Genomic DNA, 13,053 nt, shown 5'->3' with positions numbered 1-13,053 from the left:
TGTCGGGCATTTCGATGAAACGTGTTTCTCAACTGGCCGCACTCGCCCTGCTGATTGGGCTTGCTGCTTCTACCACCTCCGCCGCTGAAACCATGCCAACGCTGACGCTCTCCGCCTTGCAACAACAGCACGGTGTCGCTATCGATACCCGTCTGAGCGCGTTCTACAACGGCTGGCCCCAGTCCGCTAACGGTCCCCAGGGCCATGAGCCTCAGGCGCTGAACCTCTCCGCCAGCTGGCTCAGCGCCATGAGCGACGACCAGCTTGGCGCCTGGGCGAAACAGCACCAGCTGCGGGCGACCTCACCGGTAGCGCTGTACGGTAGCGAAGAGGACAACCGCAAAGTGGCGACTCGTCTGCAGGCCGCAGGATTTACCCATCTCAGCACGCTGAGCGATGCGCTTACCCAGGCCGACCGCTTGCAGAAATTGCCGCATTTTGAGCAGTTGGTTTACCCGCAGTGGCTGCACGATCTCCAGCAAGGCAAAGCGGTCACCGCTGCCCCGGCCGGAGAGTGGAAAGTGCTGGAGGCCGCCTGGGGTGCGCCGAAGTTTTATCTGCTGAGTCATATTCCCCGCGCCGGGTACATCGACACCAACGAGGTGGAGAGCGAACCGCTGTGGAACAAGGTCTCTGATGACAAGCTGAAGGCGCTGCTGGCAAAACAAGGGATTCGCCACGACACCACGGTGATTCTCTACGGTCGTGACGTGTATGCGGCGGCCCGCGTGGCGCAGATTCTGCTGTATGCCGGCGTGAAAGACGTTCGGCTGCTCGATGGTGGCTGGAAAACCTGGTCCGATGCGGGCCTGCCGGTAGAACGAGGCACGCCACCGGCGACGACACCGGCGCCGGACTTCGGTGCGCCGATTCCCGGTCAGCCGCAGCTGATGCTCAATGAGGAACAAGCACGCGCACTGCTGCATCGTCAGGATGCGTCGTTGGTCAGCATTCGTTCCTGGCCTGAATTTGTCGGCACCACCAGCGGCTACAGTTATATCAAGCCCAAAGGCGAAATCGCCGGCGCCCGCTGGGGACACGCCGGAAGTGACTCGACCCACATGGAAGACTTCCATAACCCGGACGGCACCATGCGCAGCGCCGACGATATCGCCGCCATGTGGCAGCAGTGGAACATCCGCCCGGATCAGCAGGTGGCGTTCTACTGCGGTACCGGCTGGCGCGCCTCTGAAACCTTCATGTATGCCCGGGCCATGGGCTGGAAAAATGTCTCGGTGTATGACGGCGGCTGGTACGAGTGGAGCAGCAACCCGAAAAACCCGGTACAGCGCGGAGAACGCGGCCCCCAGAGTAGTCTGTAATGTCCTACGCCTGACGCTGAAGCTGCTTCAGCGTCAGGTAGCCACTGTAAATCCGGGTGGCGGTCGTCAGCCAGCACAGCGCACCAAAAAGCCACGCCAGCCACGCAAAGTGCGCCGGAAACAGACAGCAGAGCACAAACAACAGGATCGTTTCACTCCCCTCCGTCAGCCCTCCCAGATAGTAAAAAGATTTGTGAGCGTAGCCCGGGTTATCAATCTGATGCTTTGCCGCCAGCGCAGCAAAGGCGAGGAAACTACTGCCGGTGCCGATGAAGGCAAACAGCAACCAGCCGCCTGCCACCGCGTTCTGTGCCGGATCGGCGAGAATAAAGCCAAACGGCACCAGCGCATAAAACAGAAAATCGAGCGCGATATCAAGAAACCCACCGGCATCGGTCAATCCCCGACGACGCGCCAGCGCGCCATCCAGACCGTCCAGCAGGCGGTTCAGCACAATCGCCACCAGCGCCGCGCCGTACCAGCCTAACGCCAGAAACGGTAACGCCAGTACGCCAATGGCGAAGCCGGTCAGCGTGACGCCATCGGCGGTCACACCGATGCGCTCCAGACGCGCGGCACAGGCATTGAGTAACGGTTTCAGGCGGGGGTGTAGATGACGATCGAGCACGACATATCTCCAGCGGGCTAAAGGTTGTCTGGTACAGACAAAGACGGTGATAATAGGCCATTATCCCGCAAGGAACGATGATTCAGATGCAAAAAACGCTTGATGTAGTCGCAGCCATTATTGAACAGGATGGCAACATTCTGCTGGCACAGCGCCCTGTCCACGCCGATCAGCCTGGATTATGGGAGTTTGCCGGTGGCAAAGTCGAGCCTGGCGAGAGCCAGCCCCAGGCGCTGGTCCGCGAACTGCATGAAGAACTCGGCATCACCGCCGAGGTGGAACGCTACATCGCCAGCCATCAGCGTGAGGTTTCCGGCCGCCTGATTCACCTGCACGCCTGGTGGGTGCCACGTTTTCGCGGGCTTCTCACCGCTCGCTACCACCAGCAACTGCACTGGTGCACCCCGCAGGAAGCGTTAACCTTCCCACTTGCCCCGGCGGATATCCCGCTGCTGCATGCCTTTATCGCTCAACGCACGACCGACCTTCCTCGCTAATCTTCCATCTGGCGTCATCGGTTTTAGTTATGACCGGCGCCAGATTATAAATTTTCCTGTCTGGTTAATTTTTCCTTGCTTGCCTAACGATTCCCGGTGGTATAGTCGGAAAACCGGCTTTTTCAAGGGCCGCATAATAAAAAAACAGACCCAAAATCATTCAGATTGCCGCGCAACGGCCGCTAACACACTTTGACGCTGGCGACGAGGCAATCTGAAATGTGACGCGAATACATGCAACCACAACCATAAGGTGAAATTATATCTATGGATCAGATGTGCACTCTGGAAAGTTTTCTCACCCGCGTTCAACAGCGCGATCCTCAGCAAACCGAATTTGCTCAAGCCGTCCGCGAGGTCATGACCACGCTGTGGCCTTTCCTTGAGGAAAATCCGCGCTATCGCCAGCTCTCGCTGCTGGAACGTCTGGTTGAACCAGAACGTGCTATTCAGTTCCGTGTGGTTTGGGTCGACGACCGCAATCAGGTCCAGGTTAACCGTGCCTGGCGCGTGCAGTTCAACTCCGCCATTGGCCCGTACAAAGGCGGGATGCGCTTCCACCCGTCGGTTAATCTGTCGATTCTCAAGTTCCTCGGCTTTGAACAGACCTTCAAGAATGCCCTCACCACGCTGCCAATGGGCGGTGGCAAAGGCGGTAGCGACTTCGATCCGAAAGGCAAAAGCGATGGCGAAGTGATGCGCTTCTGCCAGGCGCTGATGACCGAGCTGTATCGTCATTTAGGCCCGGATACCGACGTTCCGGCGGGCGATATTGGTGTTGGCGGTCGCGAAGTCGGCTTTATGGCCGGGATGATGCGTAAGCTCTCCAACAACAGCGCCTGCGTCTTCACCGGTAAAGGTCTCTCCTTCGGCGGCAGCCTGATCCGTCCGGAAGCGACCGGTTACGGCCTGGTCTACTTCACCGACGCGATGCTCAAGCGTCACGGTCTGGGCTTTGAAGGAATGCGCGTTGCGGTATCCGGTTCCGGCAACGTGGCGCAGTACGCAATCGAAAAAGCGATGGAGCTGGGCGCTCGTGTCATCACTGCCTCCGACTCCAGCGGTACCGTGGTTGATGAAGCCGGCTTTACGCCGGAAAAACTGGCCCGTCTGTGCGAAATCAAAGCCAGCCGTGACGGCCGGGTTGCCGATTACGCGCGCGAATATGGCCTGGTTTACCTCGAAGGCCAGCAGCCGTGGTCCGTGCCGGTTGATATCGCACTGCCATGCGCCACCCAGAACGAACTGGATACCGATGCCGCGCGTGTGCTGATTGCAAACGGCGTGAAGGCCGTCGCTGAAGGCGCCAATATGCCTACCACTATCGCCGCCACCGACCTGTTCCTCGAAGCCGGCGTCCTGTTCGCGCCGGGCAAAGCGGCCAACGCCGGCGGCGTTGCTACTTCGGGCCTCGAAATGGCGCAGAACGCCGCGCGCATGAGCTGGAAAGCCGAGAAAGTCGACGCGCGTCTGCATCACATCATGCTCGACATTCACCACGCCTGTGTTGAATATGGCGGCGAAGCTCAGCAGACCAACTATGTCCGTGGGGCCAACATCGCCGGGTTCGTCAAAGTGGCTGACGCCATGCTGGCGCAAGGCGTTATCTAACGCCCACCGGTTGCCCGGCGTCCTCTGTATAAGGACCAGGGTAGCACCTATAAAAAAACCCCGGTCAACCGGGGTTTTTTATGACATTTAATCATGTGAATTTTAACGGATTGTTTTTCCCGCTTTCCGCATATTTTTGTCTCTTACAGGGATTAGCTCAGATTCGGTCTGACTCGTTTCTCTACCCGTATGCAATCCTATCTAACAGTCCGTCTGGAGGAATTATTTCAGTTCCAGCGCGTCAATCACGCTGGCAATATCTGCGATATCACCTGCCGACAGTGGCTGAAGAGGACGAGGTAAACAATCTGTATCAGTCAACCCAAGTACGCCGGCGGCGGCGGCAATAACCCGTATACTTGCTCCATGTTTACGGAAAAGCGCCCACAAAGGCTTAAGGCGGTCTGTCAGGGCCGTAACGCGCTCATGATCGTTCGCCGCCGCTGCTTCAGTGATGTGTTTCGCCGTCTCAGGGAACAAACCACCGCACACGGAATACCAGACTTCACAGCCAGCGTTTAATCCCAGTCCGGCATAAGCATCTCCACTAATGCCGATGGTGACGCCTGGCCGAAGATGTTTGCGTAATGCCTGCACCCGCTGAGTCGCTGCTGCCTGGTTATCCGGGACGCCAGGGATCTTAACCGAATGAACCCCCTCCAGTGATGAGAGAAGACCGTGCAGTTCATCCGAAAAGGTACAATGCGTAGTGGCTGGATTATCGTAGATGCAAACCGGTACAGATACGCGCCGGGTAACGGTCTCAAATAGTGCGAAGATTTCTTCATCACGAAGCGACTGGTAGCTGACCGCCGGAAGAAGTAAGGCATCTGCGCCAGCAGTTTGCGCATCGTCAGCCAGTTGCAGAACGGCATCCGTGCTGACTGCCCCCACGCACACTATCACAGGGATGTCCCCGGCAAGCTGTTTTGCCAGAGTAGCGACGCGCTGGCGTTGTTCGCGGGTCAGATATGCGTAGCTTCCGGTTGAGCCCAGGATACCCATAGAATCAACCCTGGCATCTGTAAGACGGGAAAGAATACGACTGAAGCCCTTTTCGTCCACGCCACTGGCGGTGATTGGGGTTAATGGGAACGCAGACAGACCGGTAAACATGGTGTTTCTCCTGAATGATATTACTGGTGTTGTTCTTCTATGAGCGCAACATCAAACCACAGACCTGGCATCATTTTTTCCAGACCATTGGTCAGCATCGCCCCGGCTTCGTGAAGCTTCTCCAGCGGCATCTGCGGCAGACTCTCCAGAATGAACCACATCTCCTGAGCCTCCACGCTTAATCGAGTTCTGATCCCCTGTCGCCAGTTCCAGCGGCGGCAGGTTACGCCTGAATCATCGCACCAGATAACTTCGCCTTGTGAAGGATATTCAACGACGATTTTACCCTCTTTCACAGTATCAAAAGGCTCAGTGCCTTTTGCCACAACCAGACGTGGTAACCCCTGATAGACAGCAATGTTTTCGCCACCAACCGGTACGGCGTAGCGGAGGCTAACTGCGTTATAAAGATCAACGATGGGATCGAGCGCTGGCATAGTACCGTCACGTAACACGCGCTTACGTAACGCATCCGCTGAACAAGGAGTGCGCTTGGGTTTAGCGCCAAACTGTTGAAAAACCTCAGCCCATGCAGCCAGATGGGGTTCCGCCCATTCAGGCTTATCGGCCAGAACCGCTTCACATGCTTCTCGCAACGCAGCTTCTCCAATATCAGGGTTCGTCACCGGTGCGGCTTTTACGTAGATGCTCAGTGCCCGGAAGCCGGGTGCGATACGATAAATTTCAGGGGCAATTGACGGAGATACTGTTAACACGGGATAATCCTGTAATGACCAATTTACTCCATGATAATGACCGATGACCAAAAAAGTCAATTTAATGACCGATGCCAGTTCGATTGTCAGCACCGTGAATGAAGCGGTGTCTCAGCGGATAAAGCTGTACCGTAAGCAAAAGAAAATATCGCTCGATGAACTGTCCCGCAGGGCGGGCGTCAGTAAGGGGGCGCTGGTTGAGATTGAGGGATGCCGGGCGAATCCCAGCATTGCCCTGTTATGTCGCCTGGCTGCCGCGATGGGGGTTTCAGTGGCCGACTTTGTGGATGTCAGTTCAAAACCGACTGTGCATCTCATTGCTGAAGATGAGATCCCTGAATTGTGGGAAGGCGAAAAAGGCGGGAGAGCGAGGCTGCTCGCAGGGTCCGGTGGACCTGATATGACAGAGCTTTGGATGTGGGAAATGCAACCGGGGGAAAAATTTGCTTCGCCCGGCCACACGGAAGGGACGCTTGAATTGTTTTATGTTCAAACAGGCACGCTCACACTCGGCGTTCAGGATCACCTCTATCTGGTCAAGACCGGTTGCTCGGCAACCGCCAGAACGGACGTTCCTCATTTCTATGAAAATCAAGGGGAGCAGCCGCTGGTTTTCATCATGACAGTAAACGAAAAAGCGTCCTGAGCGTTACCCAATATAGAGGTCAATCCTGACCAGTAAGGTTGTCTCATCACCAGTAAGTCCAGAAGGATACTTTCAGTGAATAATCAGCATCTGAGTTTTACTAAAGATAATTTTACTGTCACAACCGATCCCTCTTTTTTCCAGCTGGAAGCCATTCAAGATTATCTCTCGCAATCGTCGTGGGCGCCTGGCATTGATATCGATACTGTCAGGTTATCAGTCCAGAACAGCCTTTGTTTTGCGCTTCTGGATGGAACAAGACAAATCGGCTTCGCCCGTCTGGTGACCGACTATGCCACCTTTGGCTATCTGTGCGACGTCTACGTACTGGACGATTATCAGAAAGGGGGTCTTGGTCGTTGGCTGATTGAATGCTGTCATGCCCATCCATTGATGTCACGTCTGCGACGGATAATGCTGGTAACCGACAGCGCGCCCTGGCTATACCAGAAGTTAGGGTATAGCCCATTGAACCGGACAGATTTTGTCTGGCAGATCAATCGACCAGACATTTATCGTAATAAGACAAGCCGATGACTTATACTTTCGGCTAATGATATCAACGTTATGAAAAACCCCGGATAACCCGGGGTTTTTCATTATGGATTGTCAGGCGCCGGATCTGCCGCCGGTTTTCGCGCTTTCGGTTTAGCTTTGGCCTTACCCTTGCTGAAGTTCTTTTTGCCATCGCCTGGGGCGACGATACCGCGGAACTGGCGCACCGGCGTGCTTCGGGCCTGCTCAATCAACTGGTGCAGCGTGCCGACCAACGGCTGCATAAAGTCCTGATAACGGCACTGCTTTTCGCTGATTTGCGTCAGCACTGACTCCCAGTGGGCGGTCATATCCGGACGGGCCGCCATTTCCGGCAGCGAGTGGATCAACGCCCGTCCCGCGTCGGAAGAGTGAATATAGCGCCCCTTTTTAACCAGAAAACCGCGCTTAAACAGCAGCTCGATGATCCCGGCGCGGGTTGCTTCCGTTCCCAGACCGTCGGTCGCGCGCAGGATTTTTTTCAGGTCTTTATCCTGCACAAAGCGGGCGATCCCGGTCATCGCCGACAGCAGCGTCGCATCGGTGAAGTAGCGCGGTGGCTGGGTCTGGCGTTCGACGACTTCGCCCTTTTCACACAGCAGTTCATCATCCTTCGCCACGACCGGCAGCGGCGTACCGTCGTTCTCTTCATCGCGCTCTTTGTTGCCGAGCAGCGTCCGCCAGCCGGCTTCCGCCAGGAAGCGCGCTTTGGCAACAAATTTACCGTTAGCAATGTCGAGATCGATCTGACACTTACGGAACACCGCATCCGGACAGAACTGCATCAGATACTGGCGGGCAATCAGGCCATAGACCTTCTCTTCGTTATCCGACAGCTTCACCTTGCTGCTACGGGCTGTCGGGATGATCGCATGGTGGGCATCAACCTTTTTGTCATCCCAGCAGCGGTTGCGGATCTCCGGGTCAACCACCGGCTGCGGCAGCAGATCGGCGGCATGCACCGCGATAGCATTCAGTACCGCATGGCGACCGGCGAAATGCTCCTCCGGCAGGTAGCGGCTGTCTGAACGCGGATAGGTGATCAGCTTGTGGGTTTCATACAACTTCTGGCAGATATCCAGCACGTTCTGCGCACTGAAACCAAAGCGTTTCGCGGCTTCAATCTGCAGCGCCGAGAGCGAAAACGGCAGCGGTGCTGGTTCGGAGTCTCGCTTATCGTTATAGGCGGTCACCAGCGCCGGCTGGCCTGCAATGCGCGCCACAACGTGCTCAGCCAACGGACGATGCAGTAAACGGCCCTCTTCATCTTGATAGGGTTCGCAGGCCTCGCTTGGCTGCCAGGTGGCGACGAAACGTTCCTCTTTCGGCGTCACGATATGCGCTTTGACGTCAAAGAAATCTTTGGCCACGAAGTTCTCGATCTCTTCGTCACGCCGCACCACCAGCCCCAACACCGGCGTCTGTACGCGGCCGACCGATAGCACGCCCTGATAGCCGGCATTACGGCCCAGCAGCGTATAGGCGCGGGTCATATTGATGCCATACAGCCAGTCGGCACGGGCACGCGCCAGGGCCGACACGCAGAGCGGAATAAATTCGCTGTTGGCGCGCAGACGCGAAATCGCCCGTTCTACCGCCTGTGGGTTCAGGTCGTTAATCAGGCAGCGCTGCACCTGCTGACGTTTTTCCGGCGCCAGCTGCAGGTAGTCGAGCACTTCGTCTACCAGCAACTGCCCCTCTCTGTCCGGGTCACCTGCGTGAATCACCTCCTGCGCATCGCCAAGCAGACGCTTGATCACGTTGAGCTGTTTGGTGACCGACGGTTTGGGCTGCAGCTGCCATTTTTCCGGCACGATGGGCAGGTCGAGCAGGTTCCAGCGCGCATAGCGGCCGTCATAGACGTCCGGCTGTGCCTGCTCCAGCAGATGGCCGATACACCAGGTGACCACCTGGCCGTTGCCACACTCGATATAACCATCACCTTTCCGGTGAGGTTTGGGTAGCACTTCAGCGATGGCACGCCCGAGGCTGGGTTTTTCCGCTATAAACAACCGCATGTAATCAACGGATCTCGATCATTGGGCGTCCGCCCCGGGCGGTCACCAGCTCGCCGATGGCGGCCAGTTGAATGCCGAACTCTTGCGCAGCGGCACAGACTTCGGCCTGCGCATCCGGCGTCACCGCCAGCAGCAGGCCGCCGGAGGTTTGCGGATCGCACAGCAGATCGCGCCACTCTGCCGGCATCTCGCCCATCAGGTGACCATAGCTGGCAAAGTTGCGACCGGTACCGCCAGGCACCGCGCCCGCCGCGATATATTCTTCCACACCCGGCAGTTTCGGGATATCGGCGTAGTTAAGCAGCGCCTGTACGCCAGCACCACGGCACACTTCACTCAGGTGGCCCAACAGACCAAAACCGGTGACGTCAGTCATCGCTTTGACCCCTGCAATGTTGGCAAAGGCCGCCCCGGCGAGGTTCATCTGACACATGGTTTCCGTTGCCAGTCCCTGGTGTTCGGCTTTCAGCAGCGATTTTTTCTCTGCCGTGGTCAACACGCCAATCCCGAGGGGTTTGGTGAGGTAGAGGGTGCAGCCCGCTTGGGCGGTGCTGTTTTTCTTGATGCGCTCCGTTGGTACGACACCGGTCACTGCAAGGCCGAAAATAGGTTCCGGGGCGTCAATGGAGTGGCCCCCCGCCAGAGAGATACCGGCCTGCTGACAGGCAAAGCGCCCACCATCTACCACTTCGCGGGCAACTTCCGGCGCCAGGGTATTGATCGGCCAGCCCAGAATGGCAATCGCCATGATCGGTTTACCACCCATCGCGAAGATGTCGCTGATGGCGTTGGTGGCGGCGATACGCCCAAAGTCGAATGGATTGTCGACAATCGGCATAAAAAAGTCGGTGGTGCTGATAATGGACGTGCCGTTGCCCAGGTCGTAGACCGCAGCGTCATCGCTGGTCTCATTGCCGACCAGCAGGTTCGGATCGATAAACTTCGCCCGATCGCTCTTGAGGATCGTTTCCAGCACTTTAGGGGAAATTTTACAACCACAACCGGCTCCGTGGCTGTATTGCGTTAAACGAATAGCTTGCTCGCTCATGGACATCTCCTGTCATTGCAATCCCGCTATGGTAGCGCTCAAACGCCAAGGTAGTAAGTCCGTCAGTCTTAAATCGCGAGTGGTTGCTCATTAAGCAGACAAAAGTCCGATTTTACCGCTGGAGGGGGTGACAAATACAAGTTCTGCTGCATTTATCGCAAATGGCACATTTTCCGTGCCAATTCAGTAGAGAGCGTTTCAACACTCGCCCGGCATGTCATACCTGCCGGGCTGTCAGATGGCGATCAGAAACGGATCACAAACGGTGCGGTATCAGGCTGCGAAACGGTGGTTGAAGCTTTCAGCTGCGGCGTACCGAGATAGAGAAAACCGACGATTTTATCCTGCTCGCGACAGGCAAACCCGTCACGAACCACCGGGCTTTCGGTCAGGGCGCCGCTGCGCCAGATGCCGTTAAAGCCCTGCGCGACTGCCGCCATCTGCATGGCCATCACCGCACATCCCGCCGACATCTCCTGCTCCCACTTAGGCACCTTCGGATGATCTTCGCAACGGGCGACGACGGTAATAATCAGTGGCGCACGGAACGGCGCGCTACGGGCTTTTTCAATCCCTTTTTCATCCTGCCCGGCGGCAATCGCCCCTTTTTCCAGCAGTTGGCTGAAGCGTTCGCGACCATCATCAGCAATAATATAAAAGCGCCACGGCTGCAGCGTGCCGTGGTCCGGGGCACGCAGGCCAGCGCGGAGAATATTTTCCAGCTGTTCACCGGCCGGAGCCGGCTCGGCCAGGCGTGAGGCGCTGCGGCGGTTAACCAGTAGTTCGAGAGCATCCATCTGTATAACTCCTGTGATGTCATTTTTCATAAAATTAACATGCGCGAGAATTTTGTTACAGCACGACCGGTGATTCCTGCTGACAACCGCCAGCCGTCTCTTTAGGATAACCGGACGCGGCAACCCCAGCGGTTAGCCCATTTTTAACAATGTTAGGGAGAATACATGCGAACTCTTTGGCGGCTGCTCGCCGGATTTTTTAAATGGACATGGCGGGTACTCAACTTTATTCGCCAGCTCGCACTGAACCTGGTATTCCTGCTGCTGGTCCTGGTGTGTGTTGGTATCTGGGCGCAGTTCAGCAGCACCACAACGGAACATGCCGCACGCGGCGCGTTGCTGCTGGATATTACCGGCGTGGTGGTGGATAAACCATCCGCCAGCAGCAAGCTCGGCGTTATCGGTCGTCAGATTTTTGGTGCCAGCTCCGATCGCCTGCAGGAAAACTCACTGTTTGATATCGTACAAACCATTCGTCAGGCCAAAGATGACCGTAACATCACCGGTATCGTACTGGATCTGAAAAATTTTGCCGGCGGCGATCAACCGTCGATGCAGTACATCGGTAAAGCCCTGCGCGAATTCCGCGACAGCGGTAAACCGGTTTATGCCATTGGCAGCAGCTACAGCCAGGGGCAATATTATCTGGCGAGTTTCGCCAATAAAATCTGGCTGTCACCACAGGGTGAAGTCGACCTGCACGGTTTTGCCACCAACGGGCTGTACTACAAATCACTGCTCGATAAGCTGAAAGTGTCGACCCATGTATTCCGCGTCGGTACCTATAAATCAGCGGTTGAGCCGTTTATCCGCGACGATATGTCACCGGCCGCCCGTGAAGCAGATAGCCGCTGGATTGGCGAACTATGGCAGAACTACCTCAACACCATCGCGGCTAACCGTCAAATCACGGCACAGCAGCTGTTCCCTGGCGCTCAGGGCCTGCTGGACGGCCTGCGTAAGGTGGATGGCGATACCGCCCAATACGCGCTGAGCAATAAACTGGTTGATGAACTTGGCACCTCCACCGAGGTGGAGAAAGCGCTCACCAAACAGTTTGGCTGGAGCAAAGCGGATAATAACTATCGCGCCATCAGCTATTACGATTACAACGTCAAAACGCCGGCCGATCAGGGCGCCTCTATTGCGGTGATCTTTGCTAACGGCGCGATCATGGATGGCGAAGAAACCCCAGGCAACGTCGGCGGTGACACCACCGCGGCACAGATCCGCGATGCCCGTCTCGATCCGAAAGTGAAAGCGATCGTCCTGCGGGTGAACAGTCCTGGCGGTAGCGTCAGCGCATCCGAAGTCATTCGTGAAGAGCTGGCGGCGGCGAAAGCAGCCGGTAAACCGGTAGTGGTTTCCATGGGTGGCATGGCTGCATCAGGTGGTTACTGGATCTCCACGCCGGCTAACTACATCGTGGCGAACCCGAGCACCCTCACCGGCTCCATCGGTATTTTCGGCGTGATTAACACCGTTGAAAATACGCTGGACTCGATTGGCGTGCATACCGATGGCGTGGCGACCTCTGCACTGGCGGATGTGTCCACCACCAAATCTCTGCCGCCTGAAGTACAGCAGTTGATGCAGCTGAGCATCGAGAACGGTTACAAGCGCTTTATCACGCTGGTGGCTAACTCACGTAACAGTACGCCGGAGAAAATCGATCAGATTGCTCAGGGCCACGTCTGGACCGGTGAAGATGCGAAGGCCAACGGGCTGGTCGATAGCCTTGGCGACTTTGACGATGCGGTGGCAAAAGCCGCTGAACTGGCGAAGCTGAAGCAGTGGCATATCGATTACTACCAGGAAGACCCGACCTTCTTCTCAATGGTGGTTGATAGCCTGACCGGTTCAGTGCGTGCTTCACTGCCGGCCGCGATACAGGCCTGGCTGCCGGCGCCAGTCGCCGCCGCGGCCAATGTGGTCAAAGCGGAGAGCGATAAGCTTGCCGCGTTCAACGATCCACAAAACCGTTACGCCTTCTGCCTGACCTGCGCCAACATTCGTTAATCCCTTCCCGGCAGATACGCCCCGCAGACGTTGTTGTTGATGTCAGCGGGGCGAACCCGCTCCAGCAATCTTAGTCTGAACTCCCCCCGACCAACGCAGCT

Annotated in this window: 12 protein-coding genes; 6 read left to right on the top strand and 6 right to left on the bottom strand. The window is 56.7% G+C overall.

Annotated elements, in window-relative coordinates:
* Positions 1–14 precede the first annotated feature (14 nt).
* Positions 15–1,322, top strand: a complete 1,308-nt coding sequence (locus tag ACMYSO_RS24695; RefSeq protein ID WP_434668643.1) for a sulfurtransferase — start codon at positions 15–17, stop codon at positions 1,320–1,322.
* 4 nt (positions 1,323–1,326) lie between these two features.
* Here ACMYSO_RS24695 and ACMYSO_RS24690 read toward each other — a convergent pair whose 3' ends face one another.
* Positions 1,327–1,950 (bottom strand): CDP-alcohol phosphatidyltransferase family protein, encoded by a 624-nt coding sequence (locus tag ACMYSO_RS24690; protein WP_434668642.1) that lies wholly within the window; start codon positions 1,948–1,950, stop codon positions 1,327–1,329.
* An 86-nt stretch (positions 1,951–2,036) separates the two neighbouring features.
* On the opposite strand from ACMYSO_RS24690, the gene ACMYSO_RS24685 reads away from it, so the two are divergent.
* Both ACMYSO_RS24685 and gdhA read left to right on the top strand, forming a co-directional pair.
* Entirely contained in the window at positions 2,037–2,447 is a 411-nt protein-coding gene (locus tag ACMYSO_RS24685; protein WP_434668641.1) for a pyrimidine (deoxy)nucleoside triphosphate diphosphatase, read from the top strand.
* Positions 2,448–2,714: 267 nt separating this feature from the next.
* Positions 2,715–4,058, top strand: a complete 1,344-nt coding sequence (gdhA, locus tag ACMYSO_RS24680) for an NADP-specific glutamate dehydrogenase (RefSeq protein ID WP_123753991.1) — start codon at positions 2,715–2,717, stop codon at positions 4,056–4,058.
* A 222-nt stretch (positions 4,059–4,280) separates the two neighbouring features.
* Here gdhA and ACMYSO_RS24675 read toward each other — a convergent pair whose 3' ends face one another.
* Complete coding sequence (locus ACMYSO_RS24675) at positions 4,281–5,174, bottom strand: dihydrodipicolinate synthase family protein (protein ID WP_434668640.1); 894 nt, start codon at positions 5,172–5,174, stop codon at positions 4,281–4,283.
* Between the two features lie 20 nt (positions 5,175–5,194).
* Positions 5,195–5,890: a B3/B4 domain-containing protein gene (locus ACMYSO_RS24670; protein WP_434668639.1), complete on the bottom strand. Its 696-nt coding sequence runs from the start codon at positions 5,888–5,890 to the stop codon at positions 5,195–5,197.
* 43 nt (positions 5,891–5,933) lie between these two features.
* Here ACMYSO_RS24670 and ACMYSO_RS24665 point away from each other — a divergent pair, with 43 nt between their 5' ends.
* Together ACMYSO_RS24665 and ACMYSO_RS24660 are read left to right on the top strand one after the other, a co-directional pair.
* On the top strand, positions 5,934–6,536 hold the full coding sequence (locus ACMYSO_RS24665) for a helix-turn-helix domain-containing protein (RefSeq protein ID WP_434668638.1): 603 nt from the start codon (positions 5,934–5,936) through the stop codon (positions 6,534–6,536).
* 75 nt (positions 6,537–6,611) lie between these two features.
* Positions 6,612–7,073, top strand: a complete 462-nt coding sequence (locus ACMYSO_RS24660; RefSeq protein ID WP_434668637.1) for a GNAT family N-acetyltransferase — start codon at positions 6,612–6,614, stop codon at positions 7,071–7,073.
* A gap of 62 nt (positions 7,074–7,135) precedes the next feature.
* On the opposite strand, the gene ACMYSO_RS24655 is transcribed toward ACMYSO_RS24660, so the two are convergent.
* From ACMYSO_RS24655 to ACMYSO_RS24645, 3 genes are all read right to left on the bottom strand, one after another.
* Positions 7,136–9,088, bottom strand: a complete 1,953-nt coding sequence (locus ACMYSO_RS24655; RefSeq protein ID WP_434668636.1) for a DNA topoisomerase III — start codon at positions 9,086–9,088, stop codon at positions 7,136–7,138.
* A gap of 4 nt (positions 9,089–9,092) precedes the next feature.
* On the bottom strand, positions 9,093–10,136 hold the full coding sequence (gene selD / locus ACMYSO_RS24650) for a selenide, water dikinase SelD (RefSeq protein WP_434668635.1): 1,044 nt from the start codon (positions 10,134–10,136) through the stop codon (positions 9,093–9,095).
* 245 nt (positions 10,137–10,381) lie between these two features.
* Complete coding sequence (locus ACMYSO_RS24645) at positions 10,382–10,933, bottom strand: NAD(P)H nitroreductase (protein ID WP_434585306.1); 552 nt, start codon at positions 10,931–10,933, stop codon at positions 10,382–10,384.
* Positions 10,934–11,098: 165 nt separating this feature from the next.
* Between ACMYSO_RS24645 and sppA the strand changes: the two genes are divergently transcribed.
* Positions 11,099–12,952: a signal peptide peptidase SppA gene (gene sppA, locus ACMYSO_RS24640; protein WP_434668634.1), complete on the top strand. Its 1,854-nt coding sequence runs from the start codon at positions 11,099–11,101 to the stop codon at positions 12,950–12,952.
* Positions 12,953–13,053 lie beyond the last annotated feature (101 nt).

The organism is Klebsiella sp. B345 (assembly GCF_051131735.1).
Taxonomy (GTDB): domain Bacteria; phylum Pseudomonadota; class Gammaproteobacteria; order Enterobacterales; family Enterobacteriaceae; genus Klebsiella.
The sequence above is the reverse complement of the archived record's forward strand: the minus strand, read 5'-3'. Positions and strand labels throughout refer to the sequence as shown.

Bases quoted from the DNA above. Each gene is read 5' to 3' on its own strand.
- sppA (WP_434668634.1), top strand. From the start codon at position 11,099: ATGCGAACTCTTTGGCGGCTGCTCGCCGGATTTTTTAAATGGACATGG.
- ACMYSO_RS24675 (WP_434668640.1), bottom strand. From the start codon at position 5,174: ATGTTTACCGGTCTGTCTGCGTTCCCATTAACCCCAATCACCGCCAGT.
- ACMYSO_RS24685 (WP_434668641.1), top strand. From the start codon at position 2,037: ATGCAAAAAACGCTTGATGTAGTCGCAGCCATTATTGAACAGGATGGC.
- ACMYSO_RS24695 (WP_434668643.1), top strand. From the start codon at position 15: ATGAAACGTGTTTCTCAACTGGCCGCACTCGCCCTGCTGATTGGGCTT.
- ACMYSO_RS24665 (WP_434668638.1), top strand. From the start codon at position 5,934: ATGACCAAAAAAGTCAATTTAATGACCGATGCCAGTTCGATTGTCAGC.
- selD (WP_434668635.1), bottom strand. From the start codon at position 10,136: ATGAGCGAGCAAGCTATTCGTTTAACGCAATACAGCCACGGAGCCGGT.
- ACMYSO_RS24645 (WP_434585306.1), bottom strand. From the start codon at position 10,933: ATGGATGCTCTCGAACTACTGGTTAACCGCCGCAGCGCCTCACGCCTG.
- ACMYSO_RS24655 (WP_434668636.1), bottom strand. From the start codon at position 9,088: ATGCGGTTGTTTATAGCGGAAAAACCCAGCCTCGGGCGTGCCATCGCT.
- gdhA (WP_123753991.1), top strand. From the start codon at position 2,715: ATGGATCAGATGTGCACTCTGGAAAGTTTTCTCACCCGCGTTCAACAG.